Origin of the sequence: Virgibacillus sp. (genome assembly GCF_013393565.1) — a bacterium.
Lineage (GTDB): Bacteria > Bacillota > Bacilli > Bacillales > Amphibacillaceae > Virgibacillus > Virgibacillus dokdonensis.
The window spans coordinates 1-19,834 of the sequence record NZ_JABXHF010000038.1 but is presented as its reverse complement, the minus strand read 5'-3'; the positions used below and the strand labels follow the sequence as shown (position 1 = coordinate 19,834).

The following is a 19,834-nucleotide window of genomic DNA, read 5'->3' as shown; positions in this document are numbered from 1 at the left end:
AAGCTGAAAACGATCCATGGTCATACTCTCTGAACATTCTTTACTCCATCTACAAGTTCATCCATATATTCCCTGAAATTTGCAATTAGCAAATCAACTTCACTTTTACTAATTTTCTTTTGGTCAGCCTCTAGACTTATAGTGAATTGTCCATTTAGCACATAAATGTTTATCTCCAATAAGTAATTCAATTTATTATCTGGATGAATTGCAGGTGCTTGTGGAAGATCTTCCGCATATTTAAACAGTCTTTCTTTTTCGTTCGATATATTGGTATGTGTGCCAATATCATTATCAAACTCACCCAAGTAATTCACCAAAATATTAGAATTTATTTTTTTCAAACTTTCCTTTTCTTGAAACCATCTAGCAACCATATAACTTATACCGCTTCCAGTATTCGCTATTGACTCATTAACAGATTTTAGTAACGATATAGACTCAGAATTAGATGATACAAGAAGTGGATACATCGTTGTAAACCATCCAATCGTGTTACTTAAATCTAAATCTATTTTTGTATCATTACGACCATGTCCTTCAAAATTAAATAATATGTCTCTTTCCCCGAAGACTTTCATAAATGCTTTTGAGAACGCAGTTACTATCATGGCATCTGTACGGAAATCCTCATTTATATTTTTTGCTCCCAGAATTAATGTCGTTTTATCACGATCTATTTTACTAATAGTATGATATCTCTCACTAAAAATATAATCCTCTCTCACTGGAGCTACACATAGAGGGTGCACATGATCAATGTTCAGGTTATCCCAATAGGCCGTATCTTCTTTGCTTAAGTTTATATTCCTTAGGCGATTAACCCAACTAGAAAAAGGCTCTACCAATACACGATTGATATCTTTTCCAGCAAGCATATCGGAGTATGTTCTCTCTAATTCGTCCATTATTACCCTCCAAGAAATACCATCTACAACTAAGTGATGTACGAATAAAGTTAATAATGGCTGAGAATTTGTTAATGAAACGAGTCCTTTTATAGGTAATTCCTTTCCAAATTTGAATTCATGTTGTAAAGTGAATTGCACCTTCTCCATCTCTTTATTCAACTTCTCCTTGGATATTGTTCTAAAATCCTTCAAAACTAATTGAAAATTGTTAGCAAGATCAGGTTCTACAAATGCTCTAGGTTCATGATCAGTCAGGTCGAACCACGTAACTAAACTTTCATTTTTAGAAATGATCCATCTAAAAGCGTTTTGTAAAGTTTCTAGATTAACATCCTTTGGTAATTCTACTGTCATTAGTAAGTTCCAATAGTGTGGGTGTATAAAGGATTGTTCAAAGAACCATTTCTGCATTGGCGCTAGATGAATCTCTTTAGCTTCTATATGTCTGTTCTCGGATTGAAGATACTGCTTGCTAGACTCCTTCGCAATTTCTCGAACAGTCCTTAAGTTGAAGATTTGGTTAATTCGAATAGGGATATTTCTTTCTTTAGCCCTTGATATTAGTCTTAGTGCTTTTATGGAGTCCCCACCAACTCTAAAGAAATCGGAATTAACACCAACCTCTTCATCTCCCAAAATACTTTTCATAATTTCTAACAATTCTTTTTCCAAATTCGTTAACTCTAAATCATGTTCAGTATCATCGGAAAACTTCTTTATTCTAGGTTTAGGTAACGAAGCTCTGTCAACTTTTCCGCTTGTAGTAACTGGAATCGAATCCAATCTTTCATAATGAGATGGCAACAAGGTTTCTGGTATATTTTGTAGAAGTAGTTTATCAATCTCTGTTTGATTGATCTCTCTATTCGTTACAAGATAAGCACATAACCTTTCGTCTTGATTGCTATTCGAATGAAGACGAACAGCAGCATCTTGAACCGTTGGTAAATCACGTAAGTACCTCTCTATTTCCTCTAATTCCACTCGATGTCCGCGTAGCTTGACCATATTATCTTTTCGCCCAAAACAAACCACTTCACCATTTGGCAGGATTTGGCCTATATCGCCTGTTTTATAGATATAACCAGGTTGCAAGTACTCTATTGTATTTGGAACAAATTTTTCTCTAGTTAAATTTCTGTTACCTAAGTAACCTAACGCTACACTTTCCCCAGATAACACGATCTCTCCAATTGCATGAGGTGGAGCTAGATTACCCTGATTATCAACGATATAAATAGATGTATTCTGGATTGGAATCCCGATTGGAATGTAACTAGAGACGAAATCCTCTTTAGTTACTTCATGAATAATCGTACCCACCGTGGCTTCAGTAGGGCCATATTCATTAAATATTCTGGAATTGGGAAATCTAGAATATATTTCTCTGCATAAGGATACATCTAATGCTTCTCCTCCAAGAATAAAGTTCTGTATATCTGGTAATTCCTTTTTATTCTCTATTAGAAGTTTTATTTGCTTAGGCGTTCCTTTAATCGATATCTTTTCCCTAATATTCGTGAGCTTTTCAAACTTTTGGTCAATCTCACCTTCACAAGATATTATTTTTCCGCCAGTAAGTAATGGTAAAAACATCGATGTTATCGTTAAATCAACCGAAATAGATGTAAAGAGTGGCATATTTAATAGTCTTTCATTAGAATAATAACGTTTTGCCCAAGTAAGGTAGTTATTGAGATTTTTCCTTGAGATTACTACCCCTTTAGGTATCCCAGTGCTTCCGGATGTAAATAATACATACGCTGGTTTGCCACTTACTGTCTTATCCAAACTACTAGCATTACTTTCTAGTACAGAGGTTTTTCCTAACATTCTATTTAAGGAATTTCCCTTTACGCCAGTATTTTTCTTTCTAATCTTTATGATCACATCAAATCTATACTGATTAAGTTCATTTGGAATTGTGTAAGTTTTATTTGAACTTATTAATTCCACATCTGCTTCAATATCTTTTACGATATTTTCTAATATAAAATCATTTACAAATAAATCTGTTTCCCAATCTAGCTTTGTGTTCCTATTTGGATGATTTTCTTTATATGTTCTTAATGAACTTAGGAAATCCTTATTTTTATCTAAATGTAGTAGATCTCCTAAAAAAACAAACCCACCTTCTTTTAAGGACTCTACTGCATTTTTTAATACTATTTTCAAGTAATCATAATTTGGAAAACAATGTACAACACTATTGATAATAACAGCGTCTAAATCCTTGCCTTTATAATTAATTTCGTGTGCTTTAGCTACTCGAAAATCTATATGATTAATATCCTCTTCTTTTGCTTTATTCTTATTTCTATTAATAATAGAAGGGGATAAATCTGTTGCTATATATGAATCTACATGTGCAGCTAACGAAAATGTTGTCAACCCTGAACCACAGCCAATTTCAAGTACCTTTGAATGATTTGGTAAGAGATCAAGTATTTTACTCACTGCGTTAGTCACGTATTCATCCATTTCTAAATCACTAAATGGTTCCCCTGTATAACTACTATTCCAGCCACTTGCCCCTATATCGGTCTTTTGTTCCTCGGCAAAAAAGTTCCATAGTGACTCGTCCATCAATTCACTTTTTTCACCTATAGCGGATTCTTCTAGCTTATCTGAGTCAAGGACCTTCACTACTCTTATATCTTTACTTTCATATAAAATTTTGTTAGTTAGAGAGTAGAAATTTTCCACTGTTAAAATACATTCTGCATTTGTTTGCTCAACAATCGATTCAATTTTAGATTTAGGGGTATTAGGAGAAATAGGTACAAAGGTAACATTAGCTAACAAACTTGCTAAAATGCTCATTATTGTGTAACGATTATTATCAGTTATGATCAAAGTACTAGTAATAGGATAATCCATGTTTTGAAGTTCGCTAGCTATTCCCATACTTATATGTAAAAGTTCTTGATAAGATACGGTACCATTCTCATCTTCAATTGCAACATGATTTGGATATTTGTTAGCACTCTCTTGAATCATTTCAATAAAGGAATATTTTGTATGAACCGTTTCTCCAATTATACTGTTTCCATTATCCACAATGTTATGGTCTATTATTTGCTCTCCATTTAGAATATCATCCAATATAGTATGATAATTGTTAATTAATGTATCGATAAATTCATCAGAATATATTTTATCGTAATATTCTATATTACAAATCAATTCACCATCTGGCATTTCTACAAATTCAAATTCTAAATCCCATTTCGTTGTTTTGTGTGCTGTCAGTATTGGTGTTAATTCATAACTATCAAGATGGGTTTCCGTATTCTTGAATTTAAAGTTCTGTAGTGCGACATTTATATTAAAAATTGGCGATCGACTTGCATCTCTTGGTAACTGTAGTTTTTCAACTAATAAATTAAATGGATAATCCTGGTGCTGAAAATCCTCTAGTAAAACTTCTTTTACGCTTGATAAAAGCGTACAAAAATCATCTTTAGAATTATAGTTAACCCTTACCGGAATTGTATTTGTAAATAGACCAACTATTTTCTCCAAAGCTTCGTTAAATCTACCAGAAATTGGAGAACCAATCACCATATCCTCTTGTCCTGTCATACTATTAATTAACTTAAATATACTAGAAACCAATAGCATATAGAGTGTGCTTTCTTCTTTACTAGCATACTCTCGTAATCTTCTTGCCTGACTAGAACTAAAAGAGAACTTTTTTATTTTTCCAGTAAATTCAAAAATATTCGGTCTGATTTTATCCCCTACAATTTCTGTAACGGGAAGATCATCAGTAAATTTATTTAACCAATATTTTTCATGCTCTTCAAAGGTCTCACTTGCTAAAAGTTGATGTTGCCATATCGTGTAATCAATATATGTGTATTCTATTTTCTGTAGTTCATCCATTATTTTATTATCACTATTATATAAAGTGAATAATTCATCTGATAATATAGCTAGCGACCACCCATCCATAATGATATGGTGCATCATAAGTGAGAAAATGGTTTCAGTATCTGAAATTTTATAGACTAATACTCTAATTAGTGGACCCTTTTCCAAGTCATAAGGAGTTTCTTTCCACTTATCAATTTGAGCAAAAGCATTTGCTTCCGCATCGTTATATAATGCAAAGTCTTTAAACTCATATAAATAATTTGGTTTGTCCAATACCTTCTGTTTTGTTTCCGATTCACTTCTTACAAAAATAGTTCTTAGCATTTCGTGCCTTATTGATAATAAATCGAAAGTTTTCTTTAACTTATTATTGTTAATAGGACCAGCTACTTTAAAGACAAATGGCGTATTATACACCATTTTCTGTTCTGTTATTTGATCAATAATACTTAACCTTTTTTGACCATAAGACACAGGGAATAATTTATCCTCATTCACCATCACTTTGGGAATATTTTTCATGGATATAACATCTGTTTTAAAGATTTTCTTCTCTATTTCTGCAAAAGAAGTAAATAAATCTTCCATTTCTACTTCACTATTAAACTTAGATTTTAATCGGGAAATAAATTGTAATCCTGATAGGGAGTTCCCTCCTACAGATATGAAACTATCTTCTTTTTTGATATGTGTAATTTCCAAAATATTTTCAGCTACATGAATAATTTCTTCCAGATTAGACCTTTGGTGAGTATCATGATCGTGTTTATGATTTATTAAATTATTTGTCCAATAAGATTTTTCATAAAAAGAATAGGTCGGTAATGAAACCTTATTTATTGTAATGTTACCAAATTGTTTATGCCAACTACATTTACCTCCGTCTACATAGGACTTTGCTAGTTGAAGTAAATCATCTTCTACGTTTACCTCACATATAATTTTTGTCCAATTTTCAAAGTTGGTAGTTGATAAATCTTTACAAATTTTCACAAATTCTTTTGTATTGCTTGCAATAATAGCTAATCGATGAACATGGTGTTCTCTACCTGTACATAATGTAAAAGCAATGTTCTGTAAATAATACTCAGATTCATCTATAAACGCGTAACGATTAATAATCTTTTCTAATGACTCGGTCGTTTTTGCGGAAATGGGTAATACATATTTTTTATGCCCGTCTGTTATTTGTTGGATGTTATAATCTATGTTAGGTGGCTCCTCTAAAACAATATGAACATTTGTACCATTAAAACCAAAACAACTTATTCCAGTTCTAATTGGAGCTTCATCATATTTATTTTCTCTCAGATAGTAGGGTGTCGTAGGAATAAAAACTGGGGAATCAACAAAATCAATATGTTCATTTGGTTCCAGCATATTAACTGTTGGAGGAACCACACCTCTTTTCATAACGTGAATAGCTTTTATAATGCCGGATAGGCCAGCCGCACCATCTAATAAGTGCCCAATATTACCTTTAACTGATCCAATAGGAATAAATTGTTTACGATCTGTATACCGCTCAATTACTTCTTCGATACCTTTTATTTCAATTGGGTCTCCAAGATATGTACCGGTACCATGTGTTTCAATATAGTCAAGTTGTTCTGGAGTTATCCCTGCTAACTTCCAAGCTTCTTGCAATAAATCAGCATGTGCTTTTGGGTTAGGTGCTGTAATCCCAGCTGAAGTTCCATCATTGTTTACTTTCGATGCAGAGATAACAGCATGAATATGATCCCGATCATCTAACGCTTTATCTAAAGGCTTTAACAGAAGTGATATAACTCCTTCCCCTCTCCCGATTCCATTAGCTGAATTATCAAAAGGCTTGCTCTTTTGTTGTTCGGACATAATACCCGCTGCATTCATAAATAGTTTGTTGCTATTAATTGGAAAAGGAAATATATTTACTCCTCCAACTAAAGCTGTGTCACAATCATTATTCATCAATCCAACGCACGCTTCGTGAATTGCCAACATAGAAGAAGCACATGTAGAATTTATAACATAAGAAGGTCCTTTTAAATCAAAAATATAGGATAATCGAGATGCAATAAATGCAGGGACATTTCCAGGAACACTAAGTGGCGTATATTCTAGGAAGGATTCAGCGTAATTCGTCATTGCCGCAGACAAATACACTCCAGTATTAGATCCCTTCATTCTATCACCAGCATACCCTGCATCTTCAAAACAGTTGTAAGCAATTTGAAGAAACCTTCTTTGTTGAGGATCCATAACTTTTGCCTCAGCTTCTGAGATACCAAAAAATTCAGGTTCAAATTTTTCTATATCATCTAACCAAGCTGCATCCCAAAAAGGTTTTGCGGAAGAGATTTCTAATCTTTCCTGATTATTCTTAATGAAATTATTACATAGGGACTTTCTTGAATCGTTTAATTCCGTTATTTTATCGTCCTGATTCATTAAAACTTCCCAAAAATCATCAAATGTTTTCGCTCCTGGTAATTCAGATGAGATTCCAATAATTGCAACCTTCCTGTCTACATTTTGAACGGTTGTTTCCGATATTTCATTTACAGATTGAATAATTTCTTTAGCAGCATTCTTTGAAATTTCTTTCTCTTTCAGAAGATTTAAGATTAACGGTTTTAATTTGCTCATTCAATGACCTCCTATCATCAAACAAAAAAATTTTCTAGCAAGCCTATATTAACTTCGTTTAGTTGGCACTCTTTTGGAAAAGAATCATCTCTATAACAAACTGATAATTTATAGTTAGCTACAGCATCATATTGTTTAAAATAGTACTGATTATCATCAAAATCTTGTTTAATATATATATCTTCCTTGTATTTCCATATTGAAAACCGATCTAAAGGCAAATTTAACCCTAGTCCCATATTTTTAACAAAAGATTCCTTCAATGTCCATATTTCAAAAAAAGTTTCTTTCCTCTCTGCAGCAGGCGTTCGAAGATAATATTGTATCTCCATGCTTGAAAAAAATGTTAGTACTATATCGTCAAAATCACATCTATTCACTTTTTCTATATCAATTCCTATCCCGTATTCTCCAACTGCCATAACTACCCAATCACCGGAGTGTGAAACATTATAATGAACATGGTGAGAAGAACAAAAAGGTTTACCAAATTCCCCTAACCCAAAAGTTAAATCATTGTAGCTGACATGTAACCTTTTTGACAATATATATCTAACTAACAAATCAGAAATCAATGTTCTATAAGAATCGGATATTCTAGCAAAAGATCTAATTTTTTCTTTTTTATCTAAATCAATAATATTTAATAAACGAGAAAAATTATGTATTTTTTTCGGCAACTTTATTAGATAAATATCTAACATATATCACACCCTACTTTTTAATAACTATTAAAAACTAAAATCAATCCCTTAATATAATAGAACTATAAAAAATTTGTAATTTCCTATATTATAGTATAATCATGCTATGAAAGTAATTTTTTTCCTTTTCATTATCTATGTTTTATTGTATATTGGAAAATAATAAGAAAAAAGTGAAATATGAAATTTTATTTTTCATATTTTGAAGGAGTTTGTTTTCAAATGGAGGTTTTAGAGTATTATATTGATTTAAAATTTAAATATCAACAGGCGGACAAAATACTTATATCCAAACAAGAAATAGCAGATATTCTTTTCTGTTCTTCTAGAAATGCTCACTATATATTGCAAAAATGGATTGAAAAAGGGTATGTTGCTTGGAAAGGTCAACGTGGTCGTGGCAAAAAATCAACCTTAACATTTTTAAAGTCTTTCGACGAAGCAGCACTTCTTCATGTTGAAAATTTGGTTAAAAAGGAGAAAGTGAAAGAAGCAGTAAACTTTGCAATACAAAGTAATTTTTCCTCTAGCCTAAAAGAGAATCTTTTATCTACCATAAAAAATGCATTTGGTATTCAACATATAGAAAAACAAGAGGAAATGAATGATATTTTACATATGCCATTCCAACACAGTATGTATAATATGAACCCTTTTTTTGTAACAATTGCTACAGAGGCTCATATCCTTAATGAGGTCTTTGACACACTGGTTCGTTATAATGCTGTTAGCAAAACGATCGAACCCCATCTTGCACATGGATGGGAAGTTAACGAGGACTACTCCATTTGGACCTTTTATATTCGCAAAGGGGTTCGATTTCATGATGGAAAAACTTTAACTAGTAAAGACGTTCAATGGACATTTCAATCACTTATAAATAGTGGCATAGATATTCCAAATAAATGGTTGTTGGTGGGGATACAAGATATTACGATTCAAAACAAATACATCATCTCATTTCACTTAAAAGATGGGAATCGTGTATTTTCCAATTTTTTAAGTGCTATTTTCACATCCATTATCCCTATAGGATATGATATTAATAACTCCATTCTTATAGGAACCGGACCTTTCAAAATTGACTTTGTTAATGATAAAAAAATTGTTTTAAAGGCTTTTGAATATCATTTTCAAGGAAGACCTTTTTTAGACCAAATTCAAATGTGGAAACTACCTGAAACTAACCTTAATCCATTGAATTTTTTTACCCATGATAATCTAGGAAAAGATAAAACGAAAGGCTTAACTTATACCATTTATGATAATGGAAGTAATTACTTAATATTTAACATGAAAAAGTCAGGTGCCCACCAAAGTTGTTTCTTTAAACAAGCAGTGAGTGAAATGATTGATTCTCGAAAAATGGTACAGGACTTGGGGGGAGCAAGAGAAGCACCTTCCACAAGTTTTATTCCAAGTAAGAGCAATTACAAGAACATGAAGCATTCGACTATGAAGGCAAAACAACTTCTTAATAAATCGAAATACAAAGGTGAAATTATCCATTTAGCTGCATTACGTTTTGAAGATTTTTTAGAGGATGCCAATTGGATGGCACACAAACTAAAGGAGATCGGCATTAAGGTTAAGGTTCACCCAATTGAGTTGGCGGATATCTACAATGAAGACTTCATGTTATCTTTTGATGCCGTTTACACAGGAGAAGGTTTTGAAGATAATATAGAGTTAGCGATTCTAATACTCCTTCGCAATGAATATGGAATTCGTAGATTTCTTAGTCCTTCTCAACTTGACGAATTAGACAAAGGTTTCAATGCCATAATAAAACAGCCCCATTATGAGGGGTTTCTTCTAGCATTTCAAGCAGTTGAAGAAAAATTAAAAGAAGATGGCACCATTATTTTTACCGTTCATGCATCTGAACAGGATACCTTCCAATCAAATTTACAAGGAATTCATATAAGTGGATATGGCTGGCCAATATTTCGGAAGTTATGGTTAAAAAAAGAATAAGTTTATACTTTATAAATAGCTAATAAAATGATTTTCAGAAGAGTTTTTTTGAAAGAAGTTATATAAATTAAGGTAGAGTTAAAGAAGAAATTGTATAATTAATATATGATAACCCTTTAATAATAATTATAGCTAGTAGGTTAGAATATGGACTGCTTTATTTTTTACTGTTGGACTTTTCTCATTTAGAAAAACAAATTCTCTAAAAAATATGAAATATAAAAACATACATTGCACTTTTTCCTTCTTAATTTCCAATATACAATATTAATTGGGGAAGGAGAAGAAAAGCAATGAATTTATCTGATTTTAAACAATTTCATTTGAATATTAAAATTCGCATGGTTGTTTCATTTGTTTCGGATATAGCGGAAATGAGTATATTTCCCTTTATGGCCATTTATTTTTCCAGTAATCTAGGAATGGCTTGGGCTGGAGCAATTTTAACATTGACAACCGTTGTATCGATCATCTTTGGTATGTATGGAGGTTCTTTTGCAGATCGGTTTGGAAGAAAAAAAGTCATGGTAGCAGGAAGTATAATTCAAACAATTTCATTTGTCATTATTGCTCTTGCTAATTCTCCATGGTTTGAATCTGTCTGGCTTACTTTTTTTATGTTTTTTCTATTAAGTATTACCAGCAGATTTATCGATCCTGCCTCAGAAGCACTCCTAATAGACGTTAGTTCAGAGGAAGAACAGCCCTTGATGTATCGATTTGTCTATTGGTCTAGCAATCTTGCATTCTCAATGGGGATCATCCTCGGTGGATTATTCTTCCAAACTCATAAATTTGAGCTATTTTTAGGATTTGCCATCCTCTCAATCTTTACATTCTTGTTAACAGTGGGATGGATTCAAGATGATTATGTGCCAAAAAATGATAAGAAGAATGGTGTTATTTTAGGCTTTATTTCCGATTATATAAAAGTATTAAAAGACGCTCGTTTCATGGTCCTTTGCGTATCAACACTACTCATTCTATCGTTAGAATTTCAGCTATATGGCTTTATCGCTGTTCGTCTAAATGAAGATATTCATACTTCGATTTTCGGAATCATCATTGATGGTCCCAAAATGTTAAGCATTCTAATTGTTACTAATACGATGATTGTAATTTTAGCATCGGGTATAGTTGGAAACATAGCTCAGAAAATAAATATGAATACTACTTTGTTCGTAGGCTTGTTTATGTACGTATTGGGTTACAGCTTCTTAGCATGGAATAACGTGATAGTCCTGTTGACAGTTGCAATCGCAGTAGCTACTGTAGGAGAAATTCTTTTCCAGCCTATTCGTTCAACCTATGTAGCACAATTAGCAAATAAAGATGCAAGAGGCTCTTATATAGCAGTGAGCGGATTATCCATGGATGCAGGACAAATATTAGGTAGTTTAGGCCTAATGATTAGTGCTTTATTATCGAATGCTATGATGACAGCTCTGTTTTTGTTGATAGGCGGCCTTGGGATACTGGGTTTCTTATGGACCGTTCAGGATTATAGATTAAAAACAAAAAAAGATATTGCGTAGAACTTTAAAGACTAGTACAAATTGACATATACAAAAAGTGTTTTTATATTATTTTCTGCCTCTTAGCTAATTAAAATGAAATAAGCTTGAACATACTGAAAACTATGAACAAAGGCGCAAGCGCCCGTTTAGCAACGTAGCGACTAGAACGAATCAACTAAAGTTTTAGGAATCATGCTCCTGCAACAGGAGTGTGCCGGCGCCCTCCGGCAAGCCCGTCTTTAGCCGGCCTTCCTATTTAGACCGAACCGATGATGACTTATCGTAGGGCAATGGAGTGAAGTCGCCTAGTTGTTGGTGCTGGAGCCGGACGGGGCCCATTCGGTTATTTGGTTACGCCATAGCATCAAATTTTATACTTTCTTATCTTTTAAAATAAACTGTTAAGTGGTTCTTAATTACTCTTAAACAAATACAATGACTTAAGAATTTTAATTGGCATTGATACGATCTGCAACTAGTTTTGAAGCATTGACTTTCGGACGCTCTCCCGTACGATAACAACCACTATAAGCTGAAGGTTTAATATAGACAGCAGCAGTATGAAACATTAGACGAAAAACTAAAAGGAAGCAAATATGTTTTAGGACATACTTCATTTATGTAAATTATAGAAGATTTACGACAAGTATTCGGATATGTTTTTTATCTAATTCGTATTACTATCTTTCGTTATTTTCAAAAACAAAGTGATCACCGCCTAAGATAATAATTAATTTGCTATATCTATAGAGTTATCTTGTTCCTTGTCCTTTGTCAGGAATGAAACAATAAGCAACGTTAGAATAGAAATAGGCAATCCGAGAAATACCGGATGTATTCCAAAAGGATGACCTGCAATTTGCCATGTAACCGCAACAACGAGTCCTAACCACATGGATGAAATACCTGCTTGTTTGGTTGCACCTTTCCAAAATAGCCCAAAAACAACAGGTGCCAATAAGCCCGATACCAACATGGCTGTACCAGTTACCCATAGATTTACTATTTGTGGAATATACAGGGAAAGCAATAATGCAAAGACTGAAACTAAAATTACGGATAAGCGACTGTATTTCAATAACTTTGTATCATCCCTATTCTTCATTCTAGGTTTAATTAAATCATTGATAACGGAAGAAGAACTTGCCATAAAAAAGGAATCAGCAGTTGAAATAACGGTTGCCATTAACGCGGTAATCATGATTATAATTATTGGGAAATGAAAAACGTTTGTAATAACTTCATAATAAATTAACGCTGAATTTTCCATATTAAGTTGTAAACCATATTTTCCTAAGACTCCAATAGCAATTACAAATGCTCCAATTAAACAACCAAGGATGATGGAAGCCCAGTATCCACGAAGAGCTACTCTGTCACTACTGGCTGCCCAATACCTTTGCCATAAATCTTGACGAACAAACTGATAACCTCCAATTGTAACAGTATATATTAAAACTTCTGTTGTCGGTATTCCAAAAACATTTAAGTGGTTTCCTTCGTTTATTGCCTGAGCATTTTGTGAAATAGTACTAAAATCTCCTGCAACAATTAAAGTGGCAAAGAATAGTAAGAATACACCAACTGTCTGTATAGTCCCATGAACAGCATCCTGCCATATAACAGATTTTAATCCTCCGTAATATGTCTTGATGGTTAATAGAACCCAACTAATTACAACCCCTGTGGTCATGCTAAGGTCAATCGTCAAATTTAATATAGTGGCAATAGCAGTAAATTGCATACCTGTAATTGCGCAATAGGCAATTAATATACTTATAACAGTAGGAATACGTGCGGATTCACCATATCGAAGTGCTGTAAAGTCACCAATGGTAACCATTCTATGTTTACTTCCTATCTTTCTAATCTTTTTTACTAGAAAGAAGGCCATAAGTATTCCCACTACTAATAAGCTAATGTTCAACCATTGCTGTCCCATCCCTAAAACATATCCATTTTCCATAAAACCGAGTAATGTCGATCCCCCAACAGCCGTCCCAACAAAGGTTAGGATAATAGGAAATAATGATACATTTCTACTTGCCAAATTGTAATCATCATATGTTTTAATCGAATTTTTATTAATGTAAACAGAAAGGGCGAATAAAAAGAAGAAATAAAGAATAACTATGGAACCTAATACCATTTTTTGTTCTTCCGGGAACATTCATGGTCCTACCCTTCTATAGTTTATTTTTTATTGATTGTAGATTAATTTTCCATTTAAAAACGTATATTCCACATTGATATCTATTAGGTTCTCTACATCTATTTCGTACGGATTCTCAGAAACAACAATAATATCTGCTTTTGCGGAAGGTCTAATTACACCAATTAAATGTTCTTCCCCTGAACTATATGCTGCATCGGCTGTGTATGCTTTAATCGCATCGTGTATAGTAATGTTTTGCGTTTCATCAAGTACTTGACCAGATATTGTTTTTCTGTTTACCGCTGCATAAATCCCAGTCCATGGATTGCCACCAGTAACAGGCAAGTCTGAATTTCCTGGTGCAACAATATCATACTCCTTAAAGTAGCGATGAGGATAAACCCGTTTTACTCTTTCTTCTCCAAGGTTTTTCAAATAACTATCACCCAAATAATAAACAAAACCTATGGAGGAAGCAGCTATTAATTCAAGATTCTTCATCCTCCTTAAATGATCATAAGTTGGAAGACCACAATGTTCAATACGATTTCTCATTTTCTTGATATCAACAGATGTACTTGCTCGTTCAAACGCAGTAATAGCTACTTCTATTGCTCTTTCTCCAATTCCATGTATCGCCACTCTTAATCCAGCTTCTAAGGCTTGTTTCACAAAAGGGGAAAAGTGATCTGCATTATCATACAGGATGCCGCGGTTCTCTTCATTTTCATAGGGCATTTCTACTGCTGCCGTTTTCCCCCCTACACTACCATCAAGCATGAACTTCATGCCTTGAACTTTTATCATATCGTCACCCAAACCACTTTGAATACCTAAGGCTAAAACTTCATCAAAATAACCTTGAAATCCATTTTGATCGATCGCCCAAAACCATGGCCTAATTCTTACTTGTAAGTCTTTATTCATATCCATTTCCTGATAAGCCCTAAAGTAGTTAGCCTGTGTACCCATTTCATGGACGGTTGTTATTCCCCATTTAGCAAAATCTTTTTGCGCTAATTTCATTCCTTTTATGATATCTTTCACTTTGTATTGAGGGACAGCTATCATTCCTTGAGCCTTTTCTTGAACCAAGCCTGTTAATTTCCCAGTATCTTTTTCACGTTCTATATGCCCACCATCAGGACTTGAAGTATTTTCAGAAACACCACTAATTTCTAGCGCTTTTGAATTACATACAGACCTATGTTTACAGGTTCTCTATAACATAACCGGATTGTTTGGAGCAACTTTCTCTAAATCCCATCGTTTTCGATTTCGCTGTTCTTTCATTCTACTGTCCTTCCCCCCCCACCCTCTAATCCATTCACCTTCTGGCAATCGATCCTCTTTTTCTTTAACTTTTTTTAGGATAGCTCCTATGGATGGAGTTTCGTTAGGGCGACAGTCTAATTTAAGTAAATTTAATCCGTATTCAACCGGATGTGTATGACTTTCAATAAATCCTGGTAATACCGTTTTTCCATTCACATCTACAATTTGAGTATTCTCACCTTTCCAAGAAAAAGCTTCTTCCTCAGATCCAACGTAGACAATGTTTCCATCTTTAATTGCTATTGCCTCAGCTCTCGGTTGCAGGTCATCCATGGTAAAAACTCTCGCATTCATAATAATTGTATCTGCTTCCAAATAATATCTCATTTTATTTCTTCCTTTCGTTTAATATATACTAATACTATAGGCGTTACGTGCAATCATTTAGTGCCCCTGGATGGCATTTTTGATCTGAAGAAAACGTTTGTTAATAATTTGAATAAGCTCAATAACATCTTAACTGCCAAGGACAAGTATGTTTCCAATAAGTCTGTTGTATCGTTGTTAGATGGTGATGTACCACGATAATACCTAGATTTTCGTAAATCACATTCTACGCGATTCTGCTTACTTTGTATGTATTTACCAACAAGGAGAAAAGCTGATTTACTGCTGATTAAGAAAATGAAATGTTTTATTTTGAAAAACTTTTACCTCTTATAATTAAAATCTTACTTATGGAATCGCTACCTTCTCTAATAAAAATTAAAACCAGTAATAAAAAGGAGTATAAAATAATATACCTCCATTTTTATTACTGGTTTTATCTAAGGAATGCTCTATTTCTCGAATAGAGTCTATTAGATTAAGCAGCTCTAAAATGTTAAATTTTTTATAATTTAACGAATATTCTTTCTTTAGTCAACCTATTTCTGTATTATTTAAATATTTACATTATTCCTACTTTTATTTCTTAATGGGATACCGCCAGCAGTACGCCTTTATTTTAGCCCCACCAAAACGTAATATCTATGTTTAAAATTCTATCAACTTATAAAGCAATTCCAAGAGAATCTTTAAAGGTTGCGAAGTTCTTTCTAGAAAAGCATGCACATTTCGTTACGTTACATGTATTTCAACTCCCAATAGCACTCCCCAAAAACTATAACCTTAATGGTAAATCCACTCCATTAAAATCAAAATACAAGTTTATTTTCTGTGCCTGAAAGTAACCTTTGTATATTTTCTCTGTGTTTAATAATAATAATGGCAGCCATTAAACAAGCAAATATATTAAAATAAAAGGTATGTCCAAAAACAGAAATAAATGAGACAACTGGAATAAGTCCAGTAGCACTAGTTGTTCCTAAAGATACATACCGTGTCATAGCTACAATTAATATAAAAAAAGCAATACATAAAAGAGCCAGAATCCAATCAACCATAAACAGCACAGACACTGCTGTTAATGCTCCCTTACCCCCTCTAAATTTAAAAAATAAAGGCCAGTTATGCCCAATAACTGCTCCTAAACCTGCGACTAAAAGACTTAAACTATCTTGAGATTCTCCCGTATAGAAGTAAACTTCAAAGAAAATTAGACCTATAAAACAAGCAATTATCCCCTTTAATACATCTCCGACAAGAACAAATACCGCAGCGGTTTTACCTAATACCCTCAACGTATTGGTAAGCCCCGCGCTTCTACTTCCACAACTCCTTATATCTTTCCCATATAATTTTCCAACAATGACAGCAGAGTTAAGGCTACCTAAAAAATAACCAGAGGCTAAAGAAGAAAATAGCAGTATGATATTAGTCATTACTTCCCCTCTTTTCCGAAAATTCCAGATTTTAATTTATGCAAGACTTGCCCATTTAAGCCACTCATAGCGTCAAAGTATTGCGAAATATCCCCTATGTTCTAAAGGCGATTAAAGATATCACAGACACAATTAATAAAACAAAAAGGGCTATTAAATTAATTTCATATGGTATTATCACAGTTGCTAGCATCAAAAATCCCGAAACAACAAAAATTCTCAATATATATTTTGCGGGTTCCCTCGTTGCTGATTTTCTTTTTGGAGCATTTCTGGTTGAGAAGTATTCATGTAATCTTTTTCTTTAAATCGTGACATATAATTTCCTATAATAATGGTAATTCCGGTAACCAATGGAGATATAATATCTACATCTATATTCAAGCAAATCCTAAATACAGTGCTAACAAGGTAAATAGGATGGTTAAACACTTCATAATCAATATTGTTTTATACCAAGATAAAATTTATATATAAAAGTAGATGATGCATGTAATAAAGTAGAAAAATCAGCGCTTGACCTTTGTTCTCGCTATTTTTATAAACAAAATGTTCTTTCCCTATTCATAATCGGGCAAGAAATTTAAATAATTCACTAAAGTTTTTTTCTCTCGTTCGGCTATAAACGATATAAATGGTTGATAATTTTTTTCTGTAGCAGATATATCGAGTACTTGGTAATACCTAAATCTTACCTCCTTTTCAATAGTGATTGGCAAATATTTTGCCCAAATCTTTTACCAAGTTACTTGGTAGAGGTCTTTTTTTATCTAATTGATTTTTTAAATCCGTTACTTCTTTTAATAATTTATTTTTCACATTTAAATTTAGCCCTCCTTACTTTTCATGAGCTATCTATTAAGCTATTTATCATTCCATATTGAGTATTGATTAAGCCTCTTCATTTTTCTAATACCAGTATAGCATAATTCAAATTCCTTACTCCTTAGGATTCCAGTTTGTTCACTTATAGAAACACCCAAAGTGATGATTCTACGTTTCATACGTTCCACACTTCTTAGTTTAAATAATATACTAACCAAAATATCCCTATTGTAATGAAAATAGTTAATACAGTTTTCCGCTAAATTCTAAATATAGACAGAATCGAAATATTAGTGCATACTTTATCTCCAATTTTGGGTATTTTTATATAGTAACACGTTTATTTAAAAAAGCAAATAATCTAAAATTTTTGTTGTTAATTCCCTTATTAAATTGATTTGGCGTGTCTGCCACCCTGAATAGAAGATGTCAATCTGGTTCTTTGGGTGTCAAATATCGCACGTACTATGTTATATACAACGCAAAAAAACGACATCCCTACGAGTAAATTCCGTAAGAATGTCGTCATATCGATCTTAATGATACCGGTGGTCGGGGTCGAACCGACACTCCCAAAAAGGGAACGGGATTTTGAGTCCCGCGCGTCTGCCAATTCCGCCACACCGGCATAGTATATTGGAGGCGGTAACCGGATTTGAACCGGTGATAAAGGTTTTGCAGACCTCTGCCTTACCACTTGGCTATACCGCCATCCTAAAAACAAAATTGGAGCGGAAGACGGGATTCGAACCCGCGACCCCCACCTTGGCAAGGTGGTGTTCTACCACTGAACTACTTCCGCTTAATGGCTGGGCCACCAGGATTCGAACCTGGGGTACACGGGATCAAAACCCGATGCCTTACCGCTTGGCTATGGCCCAATATACAAAAAGGGCGACCGGTGGGGATCGAACCCACGTGTGCCGGAGCCACAATCCGGTGCGTTAACCACTTCGCCACGGCCGCCATATAGAAATTGGCAGGGGTAGTAGGAATCGAACCCACATCAAAGGTTTTGGAGACCTTCGTTTTACCATTAAACTATACCCCTAAATATGAAAATGGTGGAGGGGGAGAGATTCGAACTCCCGAACCCTGAGGGAGCGGATTTACAGTCCGCCGCGTTTAGCCACTTCGCTACCCCTCCACGATATGGAAACAAAAATGGTGGCTCGAGACGGAATCGAACCGCCGACACAGGGATTTTCAGTCCCTTGCTCTACCGACTGAGCTATCGAGCCATTTGTTTTATGTATGAAAGCAAAACTGGTTTAAAGTGGCGGTCCGGACGGGACTCGAACCCGCGACCTCCTGCGTGACAGGCAGGCATTCTAACCAACTGAACTACCGGACCAAAAAATATTGGTTGCGGGGACAGGATTTGAACCTGTGACCTTTGGGTTATGAGCCCAACGAGCTACCAGACTGCTCCACCCCGCGATATGAATGATATTTTCAAGAGCCTATAAAACAGTTTACTAAAACTAAATTAAAGTTTCAAGCATTTTTCGAACTGGTGGAGGATGCAGGGTTCGAACCTGCGACCCCTTGCTTGTAAGGCAAGTGCTCTCCCAGCTGAGCTAATCCTCCACAAATGGTGACCCGTACGGGATTCGAACCCGTGTTACCGCCGTGAAAGGGCGGTGTCTTAACCACTTGACCAACGGGCCAATTATGTATGTAACAGTTTATAGTGGCGGAGAGCGAGGGATTCGAACCCTCGAGGCCGCGGTAACGGCCTACACGATTTCCAATCGTGCTCCTTCGGCCACTCGGACAGCTCTCCATTGGCTCCACAGGTAGGATTCGAACCTACGACCGATCGGTTAACAGCCGATTGCTCTACCACTGAGCTACTGTGGAATAATACCAATTAGAATGACTATGCCTGGCGGCGTCCTACTCTTGCAGGGACAAAGTCCCAACTACCATCGGCGCTGGAGAGCTTAACTACTGTGTTCGGCATGGGAACAGGTGTGACCTCTCCGCCATTACTACCAGGCAAAGTTGCTATCTGTTATGTTGTGCTTCAAAGAGGCACAAATCTTATTATAATCGTTTTTGTGAAAAAATCAAGATCTTTGTTGAAAAAAGTCATTTTTTCCTTGTTACCTTGAAAACTAAATAAGAGATCATT

7 protein-coding genes, 14 tRNA genes, 1 rRNA gene and 1 pseudogene are annotated in these 19,834 nt (G+C 34.4%); 2 read left to right on the top strand and 21 right to left on the bottom strand.

What is annotated here, in order from left to right; genetic code table 11:
- Positions 1–20: 20 nt before the first annotated feature.
- Both HLX49_RS09735 and HLX49_RS09730 read right to left on the bottom strand, forming a co-directional pair.
- Positions 21–7,421, bottom strand: a complete 7,401-nt coding sequence (locus HLX49_RS09735; protein WP_296361549.1) for a condensation domain-containing protein — start codon at positions 7,419–7,421, stop codon at positions 21–23.
- A gap of 17 nt (positions 7,422–7,438) precedes the next feature.
- Entirely contained in the window at positions 7,439–8,125 is a 687-nt protein-coding gene (locus tag HLX49_RS09730; RefSeq protein ID WP_077702825.1) for a 4'-phosphopantetheinyl transferase family protein, read from the bottom strand.
- Between the two features lie 222 nt (positions 8,126–8,347).
- Between HLX49_RS09730 and HLX49_RS09725 the strand changes: the two genes are divergently transcribed.
- On the top strand, positions 8,348–10,102 hold the full coding sequence (locus HLX49_RS09725; RefSeq protein ID WP_296361547.1) for an ABC transporter substrate-binding protein: 1,755 nt from the start codon (positions 8,348–8,350) through the stop codon (positions 10,100–10,102).
- Between the two features lie 293 nt (positions 10,103–10,395).
- Positions 10,396–11,637 carry an MFS transporter gene (locus HLX49_RS09720; protein WP_077702823.1) on the top strand — a complete coding sequence of 414 codons (1,242 nt, stop codon included), beginning with the start codon at positions 10,396–10,398 and terminating at the stop codon, positions 11,635–11,637.
- A 712-nt stretch (positions 11,638–12,349) separates the two neighbouring features.
- On the opposite strand, the gene HLX49_RS09715 is transcribed toward HLX49_RS09720, so the two are convergent.
- From HLX49_RS09715 to rrf, 19 genes and pseudogenes are all read right to left on the bottom strand, one after another.
- Positions 12,350–13,789, bottom strand: coding sequence for a sodium:solute symporter family protein (locus tag HLX49_RS09715; protein ID WP_296361545.1), 1,440 nt, complete (start codon positions 13,787–13,789; stop codon positions 12,350–12,352).
- A gap of 30 nt (positions 13,790–13,819) precedes the next feature.
- Positions 13,820–15,382: pseudogene (locus tag HLX49_RS09710) on the bottom strand (amidohydrolase).
- Between the two features lie 863 nt (positions 15,383–16,245).
- A complete protein-coding gene (plsY, locus tag HLX49_RS09705) occupies positions 16,246–16,872 on the bottom strand; it encodes a glycerol-3-phosphate 1-O-acyltransferase PlsY (protein WP_296361543.1) in 627 nt (208 codons plus the stop codon).
- A 219-nt stretch (positions 16,873–17,091) separates the two neighbouring features.
- On the bottom strand, positions 17,092–17,256 hold the full coding sequence (locus tag HLX49_RS09700; protein WP_164085470.1) for a hypothetical protein: 165 nt from the start codon (positions 17,254–17,256) through the stop codon (positions 17,092–17,094).
- Positions 17,257–18,240: 984 nt separating this feature from the next.
- Positions 18,241–18,325, bottom strand: a tRNA-Leu gene (locus HLX49_RS09695).
- 9 nt (positions 18,326–18,334) lie between these two features.
- Positions 18,335–18,408 (bottom strand) — tRNA-Cys (locus tag HLX49_RS09690).
- A gap of 16 nt (positions 18,409–18,424) precedes the next feature.
- A tRNA-Gly gene (locus HLX49_RS09685) sits at positions 18,425–18,499 on the bottom strand.
- 4 nt (positions 18,500–18,503) lie between these two features.
- Positions 18,504–18,578, bottom strand: a tRNA-Gln gene (locus HLX49_RS09680).
- A gap of 12 nt (positions 18,579–18,590) precedes the next feature.
- Positions 18,591–18,663: transfer RNA gene (locus HLX49_RS09675), tRNA-His, on the bottom strand.
- An 11-nt stretch (positions 18,664–18,674) separates the two neighbouring features.
- A tRNA-Trp gene (locus HLX49_RS09670) sits at positions 18,675–18,748 on the bottom strand.
- A gap of 11 nt (positions 18,749–18,759) precedes the next feature.
- Positions 18,760–18,844 (bottom strand) — tRNA-Tyr (locus HLX49_RS09665).
- An 18-nt stretch (positions 18,845–18,862) separates the two neighbouring features.
- A tRNA-Phe gene (locus HLX49_RS09660) sits at positions 18,863–18,938 on the bottom strand.
- Between the two features lie 36 nt (positions 18,939–18,974).
- Positions 18,975–19,051, bottom strand: a tRNA-Asp gene (locus HLX49_RS09655).
- Positions 19,052–19,060: 9 nt separating this feature from the next.
- Positions 19,061–19,137 (bottom strand) — tRNA-Met (locus tag HLX49_RS09650).
- Between the two features lie 74 nt (positions 19,138–19,211).
- Positions 19,212–19,287: transfer RNA gene (locus HLX49_RS09645), tRNA-Val, on the bottom strand.
- A gap of 5 nt (positions 19,288–19,292) precedes the next feature.
- Positions 19,293–19,367: transfer RNA gene (locus tag HLX49_RS09640), tRNA-Glu, on the bottom strand.
- Between the two features lie 24 nt (positions 19,368–19,391).
- Positions 19,392–19,483 (bottom strand) — tRNA-Ser (locus HLX49_RS09635).
- Between the two features lie 2 nt (positions 19,484–19,485).
- Positions 19,486–19,560 (bottom strand) — tRNA-Asn (locus HLX49_RS09630).
- A 23-nt stretch (positions 19,561–19,583) separates the two neighbouring features.
- A 5S ribosomal RNA gene (gene rrf, locus HLX49_RS09625) occupies positions 19,584–19,699 on the bottom strand.
- Positions 19,700–19,834 lie beyond the last annotated feature (135 nt).